Raw genomic sequence first — 14,818 nt, forward strand, 5'->3', positions numbered from 1 at the left:
AAAAAAAGGACCGCTGCGATACGATTTTGGAATTATGGCGGTTTTGCGCGATTTTTATAAAAATACCCGGTCTTTTCAATAAGATGCATATTATACGCCCTATATTTTATATTTTGGAAATTCCTGAAAACTTTCATAAAATCTTAAATCATCACCATGAGACTGAAGGCTCATGGTTGCACCATGGGGGAGGGGGATGAACCGCCTGACCGCTACGTCCCGGGCCGGGTTGCCCGGCATCGTGGCAGGGCTGTTTCCTTCCCGCATGCAAGACATGGCGGTGCGCTGACAGGCGCATTCGTTCCGTTGCACACTGACCACGCGGGTGTGCGCGGCCAGGCCCCCGGTCCGACAGGCCATGCAGGGGGCGGCAGAACGCCACGGGGCCCATACGCCTTGCGGCATACAGGCGAGGCAACGCATCAGGTGCCGGATAACGGGTTATGTCCCGCCCGGCCCTGACAGGAGAAGGCAGAGGCGACCCCGGTTCCTTCAGGATGATATGGACCTCATCCACCTGACAGACGGCAGCAAGCCTGTCGCAATGATAGGAATCAGTGATAACACACCCATGCTTATGGCATGCCGTGCGCGATACGGATTGGGCGCAGGCCGCACGCAAAGGCGTATCTGTTCACAATCTGGTCAGGTCGTGTCGCGTCATGCCCCCAAGGGCTATCGCGATGGGGGAAGCGAAGTCCCGGCCCATAACGGACGCTTACATCATATGCTCTGATATCCTGTTAACCATTAACTGAAAGTATAAACTGTCAGGAATGGGCCAAAATCCGGGGCGGATATTCTGTATCTATTTTACAAATTAACTTATGGCGAAAATATGTCATTAATGAGATCATTCGTAATCGCGTTGAGAACAGAAAAAAATTAACATGTCTCTTGTGCAGCCTTCTCTGTCTTCTGATGGAACGAAACGGACATTTTCCGAACGTCAGGAATTCATGACGGAAGATATGCCCGCCAGCATGCATTTCCATGTGGTGTCCGGAGGCGCGCGCCTTTTCAAATCCCTGCCTGACGGGCGGCGGCAGATTATCGGTTTTGCCCATAAAGGCGATGTGCTCCCCGCCTATCCCTGCACCCGCTACCATTACAGCGCCGAAGCCATGCGCAGCCTGCAGGTGGTGTGCGTGCCCGCGCCCTATCTGAGCCACCTGCATGAAACCTCGCCCGGTGCTTGCGCGGCTTCGCTGAATTCCGCCCGCCAGTTGCTGGTCAGCCTGCATGCCCGGCTGCTCATGCTTGGCCGCCAGACCGCGCGCGAGCGCCTGGCAACCTTCCTGCTCGGTCAGGGCACGCGCATGGGGCCGGGTGAACTCTGGCCCGTTGATCCGTCCATTTCACGTGCGGACATGGCCGATTTCCTTGGCCTGACCACCGAGACTGTCAGCCGCCTGCTCAGTGCCTTCCATCGGGAGCAGCTTATCTGCCGGGAACGGCGCGCCATCCATATTCTCGATCCTGACCGCTTGCGGGCGATCGTGGCCCACCCAGAATGACAGCGAAGAAAGACAGCACGACGATGCCCGACATCACAGCCCTCACCACAGAAATCCTTCTTCCCGCCCTTGAGCAGGCCATTGATGCAACTGTCATCATCGGGCAGGAAAACGAGATCATCTTCTATAACCAGGCGGCGGAATCCCTGTGGGGCATTCCCCGCGCCGACGTGATCGGCCGCAATGTCGACTGCCTGGTGCCCACCCGCCTGCGCCATGAGCATGACCGCTACATCGACCGCAACCGCGAGACCGGGCATAACCGCATTGTCGGCACATCGCGCGAGGTGGAGTTCACCCGCGCCGATGGGGAATACATCTGTGGCGAGCTTTCGCTCTCCAAGGTGCAGATCGGCCAGGGCGACAAGCGGCTCACCTACTACATGGGCGTGATGAAGAACGTCACGGAGGAGAGCCAGCGCCGCAAGATCCTGATCCTGCAGAACGACGTGCTGCAGGCGCTGGCCAGCGACATGCTGATCCAGGATATTGGCGAGCTGATCTGCCGCAAGGTTGAAGCCTTCGTGCCCAACTCGGTCGCGGCCTTGCTGGTGCTCGATGATGCGCAGCCTTGGCGGGTGATCTGCACCTCCGCCCTGCCGCCGCGCATCCGCAATGCGCTTGAAACCACCGTGCCGTCACCTTCGGATGTGGAAAAGCTCAAGGCCAATGCCTCCTATACCGGCCACCTAGTGTGGAACAACTACCAGTCCATGTGCCGCTCGCTGGGGCTGCAGTCGTGCTATGCGGCGCCGGTCATGGCTGGTGACGGGCGGGTAACGGGCATCTTCGCACTGTACCTGCGCGAGCCCAACCAGCTTGGCGCGTGGCCGCAGCGCCTTGTGGGGGCGTGCCTGCCCTTCTGCGCGCTGGCGCTGGAGCAGCACGCCACCAAGACCCACCTGACCCAGCTTGCCCGCTATGACAGCCTGACCGGCCTGCTCAACCGTGGCGCGCTGCATCGCGTGATGGAAGACATCATCGCCCAGCCCGGCAACCGCACGCTGGCCATCTTCATGCTCGATATCGACCGTTTCCGCGATATCAACGATGCGCTCGGCCATGTCTATGCCGACCAGTTCCTTGTCGAGATCGCAGGCCGCATCCGCTCCATCGCCAAGGACGATTACGTGCTCAGCCGCTCGGGTGGTGATGAGTTCGTGGTGGTCGTGCCGGATTGCGAAGGCAAGCAGATCGAGGAAATTGCCCACAAGCTGCTCGAAACCATCGGTCGCCCGCTCCAGATCGGGCAGAATACGCTGTCTATCTCGTGCTCGATCGGCATCAGCACTTTCCCCGCCAACGGGCCGGACAGCGAATCCCTGCTCAGCCATGCCGATACCGCCATGCGGCAGGCCAAGGAAGACGGGCGCGGCATCTTCCGCTTCGCCAATCTCGAGAAAAACCAGGTGGCGCAGGACCGGCTGGTGCTCGGCTCGGCGCTGCGTGATTCGCTGGCGCAGGGCATGCTGCAACTGCATTACCAGCCGCAGGTGCGCACCCACACGCTCGAACTCAGCGGTGTCGAGGCGCTGTCACGCTGGCATCATCCGCATCTTGGCAATATCTTCCCCTCGCGCTTCATCGCCGTGGCGGAGGAGACCGGCCAGATCGAGGCCATTGGCCGCTGGTCGCTGCTCGAGGCCTGCCGCCAGATCGTGAAGTGGGACCGCGACGGCATCCATGTGCCCACCGTGGCCGTGAACCTGTCTGCCGTGCATTTCCGCAACCGCGCGCTGCCCGAGCACATCGCGGCGCTGCTCAAGGACCATAACCTCAAGCCTTCGCGCCTGACGGTGGAAATTACCGAGAGCGTGATGATGGATAACAGCCGCGACACCGAGGAAGTGCTCCAGTCGATCCGCAATATCGGCTGTGGCCTGTCGATGGATGATTTTGGCACCGGGTATTCATCGCTCTCGCGGCTCACGCGCCTGCCACTGACCGAGATCAAGATCGACCGTAGCTTCATCAACGATTTTGAATACGACACCAACGCCCAGGCCGTGACCATGGCGGTGATCGGCATCGGCTCGCGGCTGGGCATGACGGTCGTGACCGAAGGCGTCGAGACCGAGCAGCAGCGCGACCTGCTGGAGAAACTCAACTGCGACGTGATGCAGGGCTACCTGTTCGCCAAGCCGCTGGCGCCGCAGGATCTTGAATCCTGGGTGCGCCGTGGCGGAGCGCCTGCGGTCATTCGTGAAATTGAGGCAGCCCGCGCCAAGAAGGGTGGCAAGCCCGAAAGCAGCGGCAAAAAAGACGGTGCCCCTGCAGCCAAGCCTGCTGCTGCAAGCCCCGCAACCCCCGAAAAGTCCTGATCTGCTACGGGATAGATGGAGCCATACGCCATGTCACTCAAGCACGATGATCGCCTGCGCGCGCTGACCCACCAGGATTCGGATTTCTGGGCCGATGTTGTGGACAATGTCCTGATCGTGGCCATTACCGATGTGCGTGGTGTGATTACCTATGTGAATGACCGCTTTTGCGAGATCAGCCGCTACCCGCGTGAAGAACTGCTGGGGGCGACGCATCGCATCGTCAATTCCGGGTATCATGATGCGAGCTTCTTCAGGCAGATGTACCGCACCATCCGGGGGGGCGAGATATGGCGCGGCAATATCTGCAACCGGGCCAAGGATGGCACGCTGTACTGGGTGGCCACCACCATCATGCCCAAGCACAACTCGCTTGGCGCGGTTGAGGGCTATGTCGCGACCCGTTTCGAGATTACCGAACTGATGAACACCCGCGACCGGCTCAAGTCGCTTGCCGCGACCGACCCGCTGACGGGGCTGTTCAACCGTGGTGGCTTCAACAACGTGCTCCAGACCGCAGTGGAAGATAAATCGCAGAACATTACCCGCGACATCATGCTGGTCATGTTCGATCTCGATGGCTTCAAGCAGATCAACGACATTCATGGCCACCATGCGGGCGATGTGGTGCTGAAGGTGATTTCCAACCGCCTTCTGGCGCTTGTCCACCCTGAAGATGCGGTCTGCCGGCTGGGGGGCGATGAGTTTGCGCTCATCCTCAACCATACGCTGCATAAATTTCCGCTTTCCCTCATGCTGGAGAAGCTGCTGGCCGAGCTCGAAGCGCCGATCGAGGTGGGCAACACCATGGTCAACGTGTCGGGCAGCATCGGGGTCACCCCCATCGCCAGCCAGGAAAGTGCCGAATCGCTGCAGAAAAATGCCGATATCGCGCTTTATGCCGCCAAGCGCGCGGGTGGCCACCAGGCGCGCATGTTTGACATGACCCTGCACCAGCATGCGCTGGAGCGGGCGCAGATCCTCAATGATGCGCGTGAAGGGGTGATGAAGGACCAGTTCGAGCTTTACTACCAGCCGATCATGAACTTCAGCACCGGCAAGTGCGACCAGATCGAGGCGCTGCTGCGCTGGCACCACCCGCAGCGCGGCCTGCTGGCGGCGGAAAGCTTCCGCGATGTATTCCTTGATGCGGCTCTGGCGCAGGTCATGAGCCCGCGCCTGGTCAAGTCCTTCCAGAATGACATGCGGATGTGGAATACAAGCCTCGACGCGTATCCCAACCTGACCATCAATCTCTCGCGGCTGGACCTGCTCAATATCGGCTTCCAGAATGACCTTGAGGCTGAAATAAAGCGGCAGGGTGGCAAGGCGGCCGATTACGTGCTGGAAATATCGGAAAGCGTGCTGGCGGGCAGGCGCTCCGATCGTGTGCTGCAGCGCCTGCAGGAACTGAGCGAACTCGGCTTCCAGCTAACGCTCGATGATTTCGGGCTGGCGACGCTGCCAATCTCGGTTCTGCGCACGATTTCCTTCACGCAGGCCAAGATATCACGCAAGCTGGTCAAGGACATTGAAACCAGCCCGCAGGCGCGCGGCGTGGTGGCGCATCTGATTGGTCTGGCACATGCGTTCGGGCTGAGCGTGACCGTGAGCGGCGTGGAAACCAAAGGCCAGATGGAGGTCCTGCGCGAGATGGGTGCCGACCGAATTCAGGGTTTTTATATTTCTCCCCCGATTTCTGCTGCGAATCTTGTGCTTGCGGAGCACATCATTGCGCCAGATCATACCGAGATCACGTTACAGGCGTCATGACACGCCATGCGCCTTACTTTATACACCGACTACTCCATTCGAACCCTTATCTACCTTGGGCAGAACCCGGGTAGACGGGTTGCGATCCAGGAGATTGCTGCGACGCACCGCATTTCCCAGAATCATCTGGTCAAGGTGGTGAACCGTCTGTCCAGCAACGGTGTCATTCTGGCGCGGCGCGGGCGCAGTGGCGGCCTGGAACTTGCCGGTGCGCCGCACCAGATCATTATTGGCGATATCATCCGCCTTATGGAGGCGGATATGGGCAAAATTGTGTCCTGTAATCCTGAAAACGGGCAGGCGTGCGTATTGGCTGATGCATGTCGCCTGCAAGGACTGTTTGCCAAATCGGTCAATGCCTTCATGTCGGTACTCGATCGCATTACGTTGCATGATATCCTGCATGAGCCTAAGAAACTGTAAAATCAGGCTCATGCAGGCAGGCTGAAGGCATGTGACCCGCTGTGCATGCGATGCGCATGGGATTGAAAAATCGCGCGTATCGGAATGCTCAGTGTCATCCAATGATAAGCCTGACTTATGATGAGATAATATTTATCTATAAGTCAGGAAGGCTACATTTTCTGGTTGCAATAAGGACGGCATAGGTCTTTTTTGGTGTGGCATGAGGAATTTGGCTCACACAGTGTAATAACAGGAACACCATGCCCCGCACGCCGTTGCCTTGGCCTACCGTCTGCTCCTGCATCATGCAGGCGGCCTTTAAAAGACAGGGAGCCAGAGCCGAGATACTATGCGCCTGACCCTTCATACCGACTATGCCATTCGTGTTCTGGTTTATCTGGGGCAAAACCCTGGTCGACGCGTTTCAGTGCATGAAATTTCGGAAAATCATGGCATTTCCCATAATCACCTCGTCAAGGTGGTCAATCGGCTCTCTACCAACGGGGTTGTCGATACCCGTCGGGGGCGGGCAGGGGGGCTGGAACTGCCGCGCATGCCGCATGAAATCGTCATAGGCGACATCGTGCGCATGATGGAGGCGGACATGCTCTCCATGAAAGCCTGCCAGCCAGAATACGGTCAGGCCTGCGTGCTTGCCGATATGTGCCGCCTACGCCATCTGCTGGCCCGTTCGTTGACTGCTTTCCTTGATGTGCTGGACCAGACCACGCTGCATGATCTCCTGCCCCGCAAGGCAGCCTGACATGACAGCGCATGATGAGGGACAGGTCTGGCATCGTCTATATACGTACATATATAGACGATGCTGGTCCGGCCCCGCCGCCCATGGGCCAGCCTCCGAGGGCTGGTCTGGTTTGCTGCTTCATTGGCAGCCGGGTCAGTTATTGAAGAAAAACACGATCCGCACCCTGTCGAGCCCTGAAGTGCCGCGCGCGATGTGCAGCAGGACCGGTACTGTTTCTGCCCAGAAAAAGCTGGTCGCGGCATAAGCGGGGAGATGCCATGTCGCCCGTGCGTCAGTGTCTGCATGTTCCGCCAGAAAGGACACGCGCTCCTGGCCGGGCGAAAGGGTGTGATACTGTTCAGGCAGTTTTTCCATTATGCCTGTACTGACATGGCGAATGGAGCGACCGATTATGGCGGCGCAATAGTTGCCCGGTGCTTTTGCCCTGTTATTGTCGGCCCATGTCGCCCATCCCTTAAAGTTGAGCAAGCCTCCTGGCCGCACGCTATATGTCCGGTCATAATCCAGCAATTCCCGTAGCGTGAGATAGGAATGGCCATGCCCATCCGCGCCCCGTTCGGCCACGAGCTGACGGTATTGGGTGTTGCATCATCAGGTATGCTGCGTGGGGGGGGCTGACAGGCATGATATCTGCCCCGCTGGCACGGGGATAACCCAGGATGGTGAAAAGAGTGCCGTTTCGCCCATCATAAAGGCGGGTGTCGCAGTCTATGTAAACCTGTCATAGGCCTGCCACGTGCCATCTGGCTTACGGTTATCAATAAAAAAGAAAATATTTGTACCCCTCTGCAACGCCATCCTTTGGTATCGTTTTTAATGCCTGCATCATGCAATCGGCCATCGCATGCCAGTTCTAAGGGAGGCGTTATTTGCGTTATGTCTTTGCAGAACCATTTGAAAACACCGGATTTTATCGCTCCTGACACTCCGGTGATCTGGTAGCGCAACACTGTTCCGTAACTACAGGCATGACCCGTTGATGCGGCCAATGGCGGGCGACGGTTTTACGGTAAAGCCGGAATGGTTCCATCGGGAGGCACTCCGAAGTAAAAAATATTTCTCCACTACGCTTCTCTTGCAGGGCAGGTTGCCGAAAGTGGCATGAGTCTACCGTTTTTTTGGCGGATTACTGTAGCTATTGATACAATTATAATAAATCCGTTACCAACCTCACGATTAAGTTTTTTCATGCGTGATATTAACAGGATTAGCTTCCGTTACATGATACTGGAGGAATATCCATCATGTCAGCTTTCATAAAACCACAGACCCCCGCCGCGTGGGCGATCCTAGGTCTTGCGGTTGTCATCGTTCTTCTGGGGCTGCCCCTTGCTTATATGGGTGCCGAACTCATGTTCCTTGGCGGGTCATGGTATTATGTCATTATTGGCATAGCCGTCACCGCCGCCGGGGTGCTCATGGCCATGGGCCGGGCCATGGGGGCCATGCTGTATCTGGCCGCTGTTGGCGTGACGTGGCTGTGGGCCTTCTGGGAGGTCGGGTTTGACGGCTGGGGCCTGCTGCCCCGCGTGTTCGGGCCGAGCATCCTCGCCATTGCCGTTGCTCTGTGCCTGCCCGCCCTGCGCCGCATGGAAAACGCTCACTCAACATCCGTGCGGGAGGTCGCATAATGTCCGCCAAAAGCCCCATGCTCCGCACATTGCTACTTGGCGCCACCATTATCGCGGGCACTGCGGCTTCCGTAGCACTCGCACAGGTGCCGCCGGCCGATCAGCCGCCCGGTAACGGCAATGCTACGGTTTCGCCCGGCACGCCCACGCCGCCGGCCGATGCATTTTCGCCGCCTTCAGCCAATGCGCCGCAGGCGCCTGGTGTGAACGCTGCCAACATCCCCGACGGGCCGCCTGCCGAGCCAAGCGAGGCCACCCCCATGGTGGACCAGGTCACGGCCAACCCCGCGCATGATGACTGGCCCGGCTACGGGCGTGATGACAAGGCAACCCGCTTCTCGCCGCTTGACCAGATCACGCCTGCCAATATCGGCCACCTCAAGCGCGCCTTCATCTACCACACCGGCAGCAAGCCGGGGCCGGGGCAGACCAATAAATGGGCGGCGGAGACCACGCCCATCAAGGTGGGTGACGGCCTGTACATGTGTTCCGCGCTGAACGACATGATGCGCATCGACCCGGCTACCGGTAAGGAAATCTGGCATTTCCACGCCAACGAGAAATACGAGAGCATCCCCTACACGGCGGCGTGTAAGGCGGTGGTGTATTATACCTCCTCCACCGTGCCCGAAGGCGAGCACTGCCATCACCGTATTCTTGAAGCCACGCTCGATGAACGCCTGATCGAGGTGGACAGCGAGGACGGCAAGGTGTGCGAGGGCTTTGGCTGGCACGGCATGGTCAACCTGATGAAGGGCATGGGTGAATCGGTGCCCGGCTTCGTGGCCGAGACCGCGCCGCCGCCCATCGTCAATGGCGCGATCATCACCAACCAGGAAATTCTCGATGGCCAGCGCCGCTGGGCGCCCTCGGGCGTGATCCGTGGGTATGACGCCGAGACCGGGCGCTTCCTGTGGGCGTGGGATGTCAATCGCCCGCATGAACATGGCGAGCCGAAGGAAGGCGAGCATTACAGCCGCGGCACCCCCAACTCCTGGGCCGCCATGATTGGCGATAATGCGCTGGGGCTGGTTTACGTGCCTACCGGCAACTCGGCGGCTGATTACTACAGCGCCATGCGTAGCCCGGAAGAAAACAAGGTCTCCTCCGCCGTCGTGGCGATTGACGTGAAGACCGGCGAGCCGCGCTGGGTGTTCCAGACCGTGCACAAGGATGTGTGGGACTACGACATCGGCTCGCAGCCCACGCTGATGGACTTCACCAAGCCCGATGGCTCGACGGTTCCGGCCCTGATCATGCCCACCAAGCGTGGCCAGACCTTCGTGCTCGACCGCCGCACGGGCGACCCGGTGCTGCCGGTTGAAGAACGGCCCGCGCCCTCGCCGGGCATGGTGCCGGGTGATACGCGCTCGCCCACGCAGCCCTGGTCGGTTGGCATGCCACGCCTTGGCTTTGCCCCGCTCAAGGAATCCGACATGTGGGGCATGTCGCCGATCGATCAGCTTTACTGCCGCCTGAAATACCGCCGCGCGCATTACGTGGGTGAGTTCACCCCGCCCAGCATCGACAAGCCCTGGCTGGAATATCCCGGCTATAACGGTGGCTCGGACTGGGGCAGCGTGGCCTATGACGAGAAGACCGGCATCCTGATCGCCAACTGGAACAACACGCCGATGTATGACCAGCTGGTCAGCCGCAAGAAGGCCGACAAGCTGGGTCTGATGCCGGTGGATGACCCCAACTTCAAGCCCGGCGGCGGTGGTGCCGAAGGTGCTGGCGCCATGGCGGAAACGCCCTATGGCATCGTGGTCTCGCCGTTCTGGGATGAATATACGGGCATGATGTGCAACCGCCCGCCCTATGGCATGATCACCGCCATCGACATGCACACCCAGAAAGTGCTGTGGCAGCACCCGCTTGGCAGTGCGCGCGCCAATGGTCCGTTCGGCCTGCCCACGCACCTGCCGCTGACCATCGGCACGCCCAACAATGGCGGCCCGGTCATTACCGCTGGCGGGCTGATCTTTGTTGCGGCCACGACCGACAACATGATCCATGCCTTCGATATCCATACCGGCAAGGAAGTATGGAATGACGTGCTGCCCGGTGGCGGCCAGGCCACGCCCATGACGTATGAATACAAGGGCAAGCAGTATGTCGCCATCATGGCCGGTGGCCACCACTTCATGATGACGCCGGTGACGGATGACCTTGTGGTCTATGCGCTGGATAACGTGAACTGACCGGATCTGTCATAACCTGACTGACCCGACCGGGGCCGTGTAATGCGGCCCCGGTTTTTTTGTGCGCCGTGGTGTGCAGGCTTCATCTCGCTCATTGTATGGCGCGAAAGCTGGCCCTATCCCTGATGATCGAACATGAGGGGACAGAGCATGAAAAACATCCTGCTTCTGAACGGCGGAAAAAAGTTTGCCCATTCGCATGGTCGGCTGAACGACACCCTGCAGGCTGTCGCGGCACAGACGTTGACTGCGGCAGGCTTTGTCCTGCGGCAGACCAAGATTGATTTGGGCTATGATATCGAGGCGGAGGTGCGGAACTTCCTGTGGGCCGACCTTGTGATCTACCAGATGCCGGGGTGGTGGATGGGGGCGCCGTGGATCGTCAAGAAATACATGGATGAGGTCTTTACCGCCGGTCATGGCGTGCTGTACGCCAGTGATGGCCGCAGCCGAGCTCACCCCGAGCGCAAATATGGCTCCGGCGGCCTGCTGCAGGGCAAGCATTACATGCTTTCATTGACGTGGAACGCCCCGGAAGAAGCCTTTACTGACCCCGCGCAGTTTTTTGAGGACAGGGGGATCGATGCTGTCTATTTTCCCTTCCACAAGGCCAACCAGTTTCTCGCGCTCTCGGCCCTGCCAACCTTCCTGGCGACGGACGTGATCAAGAACCCGTCCATCGAGGCGGATATCGCGCGTTATCGCCAGCATCTGGCTCACACGCTGGCATTTACCCTGCCATAGGATCGGGAGCGGACAGCATGCCATTCGGCGCATGGAATCAGACATGAACAGACCCGATCCCGCCCGCCCACGTTGCAAATGGGCGCAGGCCGATGCCATGATGATGACCTATCATGATGAGGAATGGGGCGTACCCGTGCATGATAGTCGCCAGTTATGGGAGATGCTGGTGCTTGAAAGCTTTCAGGCGGGACTGTCATGGCGCACGATCCTGCGGCGGCGTGAAGGGTTTCGCCGTGCCTTCATGAGGTTTGATCCTGATCGTGTCGCGCGGTTTACCGAGGCCGATGTGACCCGCCTCATGGCCGATCCCGGCATTATCCGCGCCCGCCCCAAGATCGTGGCGGCGATTGGCAATGCCCGTGCCTATGTTGCCATGCGGGCAGCGGGTGAGGACTTTGCCACCTTTGCCTGGGGCATGTTGCCCGGCGGCAAGCCAGTGCATGAACCGACACCTGTGGTTCAGGCACAGTCACCCCTGTCGCAGGCCATGGCATCGGCGCTGAAGGCGCGGGGCTTTCGTTTTGTCGGTCCGGTTACGGCCTATGCCTGGATGCAGGCCGCCGGCATGATCCATGACCATGAGGCAGGCTGTTTTCGTCATGCCGGGGCAGGGATGTAAGGGGTGCGGTCCCGCATGCATGCAGTGCGTCCTGATACAAGAAAATTTACGGTAATATCAGCATTATTTTCCATCTCGGTGGGAAGGGGCTGCCTGAAAGGCGCGTGGCTTCAGGCTGATGTTGCATAATGGCAACATCAATCGTTTCGATAAGAAATTATTCCGGAATGGATATGGTTAAGCCCCTGTTTGTTGGCTAAGGGTAGAGAGCTGTTTTCGTTGATTGCTTGGGATTTCTTGATGACAAACGCTCATCCGCGTAAAGCCCCCACGCGTAGGCAACTCCTTACCCGTATCGGTACGCTGGCCGGTAGCGCCGCGCTGTATCAGGCCATGACATCCATGGGGCATGCTCAGGGCACGGATTTTACCGCGCCACCTGTCCTGTCAGGTGCAAAGCGTGGCACCCGCGTGCTGGTGCTTGGTGCGGGGCTTGCGGGCATGCTCGCTGCCTACGAACTGCGCAAGGCAGGCTATCAGGTCCAGATACTGGAGTTCCAGGGCCGCGCCGGTGGCCGCAACATCAGCCTGCGTGGTGGCGACACGGTGGCCGAACTGGGCGGCGCCACCCAGAAAGTCGGTTTCGCCTCGGGCAACTACATCAATCCCGGCCCATGGCGCATTCCCTACCACCATCAGGGCCTGCTGCATTACTGCCGCGAATTTGGCGTGGAACTCGAGCCGTTTATCGAGCTCAACCACAACACCTGGCTCCATTCCAGCAAGGCATTTGGCGGCAAGGCAGTGCGCTACCGCGAATATGCCGCTGACTTCAATGGCTTTACCGCCGAATTGCTGGGCAAGGCGATCGACCAGCACAAGCTCGATGATGCGGTCTCGCCCGATGAGCGCGAGCATGTGCTCACGGCCATGCGCCAGTGGGGCAACCTTGATTCCGGTCTGAACTACCGCAAGGGCATCATCAGCTCCGAAACCCGTGGTTATGAAAAGGCGCAGGGTGGCGGCCTGAATGGCGAGCCCGTACCCTCTGATCCGTTCGACCGCAAGGATGTGCTGTCTTCGGGCCTGTGGACATGGATGGCCTTCCACGAACGCCTCGAGATGCAGACCACCATGTTCCAGCCCGTAGGCGGCATGGACATGATCGGCAAGGGCTTCAACCGTCAGGTGCATGACCTCATCACGCTCAACTGCAAGGTCACGTCCATTCACCAGGACGACAAGGGCGTGAGCGTTACCTATAACGACATGAACCATGGCGGCGCCGTGCGCGAGGCCAAGGCCGATTACTGCGTATGCACCATTCCGCTGCCCGTACTCTCGCAGCTTGACGTGCAGGTCAGTGCGCCGCTCAAGGCTGCGATCATGGCAGTGCCTTATGGCTCTTCCGTCAAGCTCGGGCTGGAGTTCAAGCGCCGCTTCTGGGAGGAAGAGGACCAGATTTACGGCGGCATCAGCTTTACCGACCAGCCGATCAGCCAGATCTCCTATCCCAGTACGGGCTACTTCTCACGCGGGCCGGCGGTGCTGCTTGGCGGCTACATGTTTGGACCGGCGGCCTACGATTTCGCGGGCATGACGCCGCAGGAGCGTATCGAGCGCGCGCTGGCGCAGGGCGAGGTGTTCCATCCCAAGCATTACCGCAAGGAATTCTCCAACGGCGTCAGCTTTGCCTGGAGCCGCGTGCCCTGGTCCATGGGCTGCTGTTCGATGTGGAGCGAGCAGGCCCGCAAGACCCACTACAAGGCGCTGTGCACCATGGATAACCGCGTGGTGCTGGCCGGTGAGCATGCATCCTATGTGGGCTGCTGGCAGGAAGGCGCCATCCTTTCCGCCCTCGATGCCGTAACCCAGTTGCACAAGCGCGCGCAGGGAGCCAGCTAATGCGTAAGATCCTTCTTCTGGCCGCCCTTTCGGCCCTGCCGCTGCTTGCCGCTCCCTCCGGCCCGGCGCGTGCCGATAGTGCCGCCGCCGTGGTGGGAAACGTGCAGCCCATGACCACGGGCGAGGATGTGTACCGTCATGTCTGCCAGGGCTGCCACATGCCTGATGGCAAGGGCGCGATGGGCGCGGGCGCGCAGTTCCCGGCTTTTGCAGGCAACACCAAGCTGCAGAGCAGCGCCTACCCGATTTATGTCATCCTGAACGGATATGGCGGCATGCAGTGGTTCTCAGGCATGCTGAAAGATGACCAGATCGCCAATGTGGTAAATTATATCCGCACCCATTTTGGCAATCATTACACCGATGCCGTCACTGCGGCTGACGTGGCCGCCCAGCGGCCCCCCGCAACACCAAAGGAGCAGTAAGAGAATGTTCGACCTCAGGAAAACCGTTGCCGCCGTGGCGGTTCTTGGCGGCATGGCGGCTGCCATGCCTGCTCATGCCGATGATGGCATCGTGCGTCATGTGGAGGGGAAATTCCCCATTTCCACCGCCATTGAGGTGCCTGCGGGGGCAACCACCGTCTATCTCAGTGGCATGGGCGCGCCGGTGCAGGACAAGAAGGCCGACCCCAAGAGCCTCGCGGCCTATGGCGATACGCAGGCCCAGACCTATGCTGCCCTGCAGCGCATTAGCGATGAGCTGAAAAAACTGGGGCTGGGCATGGGCGACGTGGTGCAGATGCATGTCTACATGGTGGAAGACCCCAAGTTGGGCAAGCTCGACTTTGAGGGCATGATGAAAGCCTACACCCAGTTCTATGGCCCCTCGGCCAAGCAGCCCAACCTGCCGGTGCGCTCGGCGTTTGGCGTGGCGCATCTGGCCAATCCGGGATGGCTGATTGAAATCGAGACCACGGCCGTGCGCGCGCCGGGTAAATAAAAAATTATTGAAAACAGTAATGGTGTCTGGGTGCCGCCGCTTTGCCAG

The 14,818-nt window shown here is 59.5% G+C and carries 13 protein-coding genes; 12 read left to right on the forward strand and 1 reads right to left on the reverse strand.

Annotated features, from left to right (window positions below; genetic code table 11):
* Window positions 1-890 precede the first annotated feature (890 nt).
* The 5 genes from QEG70_RS01630 (at window position 891) to QEG70_RS01650 (ending at window position 6,779) form a co-directional block, all read left to right on the forward strand.
* On the forward strand, window positions 891-1,517 hold the full coding sequence (locus QEG70_RS01630; RefSeq protein WP_308719042.1) for a Crp/Fnr family transcriptional regulator: 627 nt from the start codon (window positions 891-893) through the stop codon (window positions 1,515-1,517).
* A complete protein-coding gene (locus QEG70_RS01635) occupies window positions 1,514-3,838 on the forward strand; it encodes an EAL domain-containing protein (protein WP_308719043.1) in 2,325 nt (774 codons plus the stop codon). Before QEG70_RS01630 ends, QEG70_RS01635 begins: the two co-directional genes overlap by 4 nt.
* A 30-nt stretch (window positions 3,839-3,868) precedes the next feature.
* Window positions 3,869-5,611 (forward strand): putative bifunctional diguanylate cyclase/phosphodiesterase, encoded by a 1,743-nt coding sequence (locus tag QEG70_RS01640; RefSeq protein ID WP_308719044.1) that lies wholly within the window; start codon window positions 3,869-3,871, stop codon window positions 5,609-5,611.
* A gap of 6 nt (window positions 5,612-5,617) precedes the next feature.
* Window positions 5,618-6,034, forward strand: coding sequence for an RrF2 family transcriptional regulator (locus tag QEG70_RS01645; RefSeq protein ID WP_308719045.1), 417 nt, complete (start codon window positions 5,618-5,620; stop codon window positions 6,032-6,034).
* Window positions 6,035-6,365: 331 nt separating this feature from the next.
* Window positions 6,366-6,779: an RrF2 family transcriptional regulator gene (locus QEG70_RS01650; RefSeq protein ID WP_308719046.1), complete on the forward strand. Its 414-nt coding sequence runs from the start codon at window positions 6,366-6,368 to the stop codon at window positions 6,777-6,779.
* A gap of 135 nt (window positions 6,780-6,914) precedes the next feature.
* Here the strand turns inward: QEG70_RS01650 and QEG70_RS01655 are convergent, their stop codons facing one another.
* Window positions 6,915-7,250: a hypothetical protein gene (locus tag QEG70_RS01655; protein WP_308719047.1), complete on the reverse strand. Its 336-nt coding sequence runs from the start codon at window positions 7,248-7,250 to the stop codon at window positions 6,915-6,917.
* A gap of 776 nt (window positions 7,251-8,026) precedes the next feature.
* On the opposite strand from QEG70_RS01655, the gene QEG70_RS01660 reads away from it, so the two are divergent.
* The 7 genes from QEG70_RS01660 (at window position 8,027) to QEG70_RS01690 (ending at window position 14,770) form a co-directional block, all read left to right on the forward strand.
* Window positions 8,027-8,413 carry a glycerol dehydrogenase gene (locus tag QEG70_RS01660; RefSeq protein WP_308719048.1) on the forward strand — a complete coding sequence of 129 codons (387 nt, stop codon included), beginning with the start codon at window positions 8,027-8,029 and terminating at the stop codon, window positions 8,411-8,413.
* Window positions 8,414-8,430: 17 nt separating this feature from the next.
* The gene (locus QEG70_RS01665; protein ID WP_308719427.1) at window positions 8,431-10,617 is read left to right on the forward strand and encodes a pyrroloquinoline quinone-dependent dehydrogenase; all 2,187 of its coding nucleotides are present in this window, start codon (window positions 8,431-8,433) and stop codon (window positions 10,615-10,617) included.
* Window positions 10,618-10,767: 150 nt separating this feature from the next.
* Complete coding sequence (locus tag QEG70_RS01670) at window positions 10,768-11,361, forward strand: NAD(P)H-dependent oxidoreductase (RefSeq protein WP_308719049.1); 594 nt, start codon at window positions 10,768-10,770, stop codon at window positions 11,359-11,361.
* 43 nt (window positions 11,362-11,404) lie between these two features.
* Window positions 11,405-11,983 (forward strand): DNA-3-methyladenine glycosylase I, encoded by a 579-nt coding sequence (locus QEG70_RS01675; protein ID WP_308719050.1) that lies wholly within the window; start codon window positions 11,405-11,407, stop codon window positions 11,981-11,983.
* A gap of 240 nt (window positions 11,984-12,223) precedes the next feature.
* A complete protein-coding gene (locus QEG70_RS01680; RefSeq protein ID WP_308719051.1) occupies window positions 12,224-13,828 on the forward strand; it encodes a flavin monoamine oxidase family protein in 1,605 nt (534 codons plus the stop codon).
* Window positions 13,828-14,253 (forward strand): c-type cytochrome, encoded by a 426-nt coding sequence (locus tag QEG70_RS01685; protein ID WP_308719052.1) that lies wholly within the window; start codon window positions 13,828-13,830, stop codon window positions 14,251-14,253. The genes QEG70_RS01680 and QEG70_RS01685 overlap by 1 nt, the downstream gene beginning before the upstream one ends.
* 4 nt (window positions 14,254-14,257) lie before the next feature.
* A complete protein-coding gene (locus QEG70_RS01690; protein ID WP_308719053.1) occupies window positions 14,258-14,770 on the forward strand; it encodes a RidA family protein in 513 nt (170 codons plus the stop codon).
* The last annotated feature ends 48 nt before the right edge of the window (window positions 14,771-14,818 follow it).

Source organism: Komagataeibacter xylinus, from assembly GCF_031081985.1.
Taxonomy (GTDB): Bacteria; Pseudomonadota; Alphaproteobacteria; order Acetobacterales; family Acetobacteraceae; genus Komagataeibacter; species Komagataeibacter xylinus_E.

Coding starts and splice junctions, on each gene's coding strand:
- QEG70_RS01630 (WP_308719042.1), top strand. CDS start 891: ATGTCTCTTGTGCAGCCTTCTCTGTCTTCTGATGGAACGAAACGGACA.
- QEG70_RS01635 (WP_308719043.1), top strand. CDS start 1,514: ATGACAGCGAAGAAAGACAGCACGACGATGCCCGACATCACAGCCCTC.
- QEG70_RS01640 (WP_308719044.1), top strand. CDS start 3,869: ATGTCACTCAAGCACGATGATCGCCTGCGCGCGCTGACCCACCAGGAT.
- QEG70_RS01645 (WP_308719045.1), top strand. CDS start 5,618: ATGCGCCTTACTTTATACACCGACTACTCCATTCGAACCCTTATCTAC.
- QEG70_RS01650 (WP_308719046.1), top strand. CDS start 6,366: ATGCGCCTGACCCTTCATACCGACTATGCCATTCGTGTTCTGGTTTAT.
- QEG70_RS01660 (WP_308719048.1), top strand. CDS start 8,027: ATGTCAGCTTTCATAAAACCACAGACCCCCGCCGCGTGGGCGATCCTA.
- QEG70_RS01665 (WP_308719427.1), top strand. CDS start 8,431: ATGCTCCGCACATTGCTACTTGGCGCCACCATTATCGCGGGCACTGCG.
- QEG70_RS01670 (WP_308719049.1), top strand. CDS start 10,768: ATGAAAAACATCCTGCTTCTGAACGGCGGAAAAAAGTTTGCCCATTCG.
- QEG70_RS01675 (WP_308719050.1), top strand. CDS start 11,405: ATGAACAGACCCGATCCCGCCCGCCCACGTTGCAAATGGGCGCAGGCC.
- QEG70_RS01680 (WP_308719051.1), top strand. CDS start 12,224: ATGACAAACGCTCATCCGCGTAAAGCCCCCACGCGTAGGCAACTCCTT.
- QEG70_RS01685 (WP_308719052.1), top strand. CDS start 13,828: ATGCGTAAGATCCTTCTTCTGGCCGCCCTTTCGGCCCTGCCGCTGCTT.
- QEG70_RS01690 (WP_308719053.1), top strand. CDS start 14,258: ATGTTCGACCTCAGGAAAACCGTTGCCGCCGTGGCGGTTCTTGGCGGC.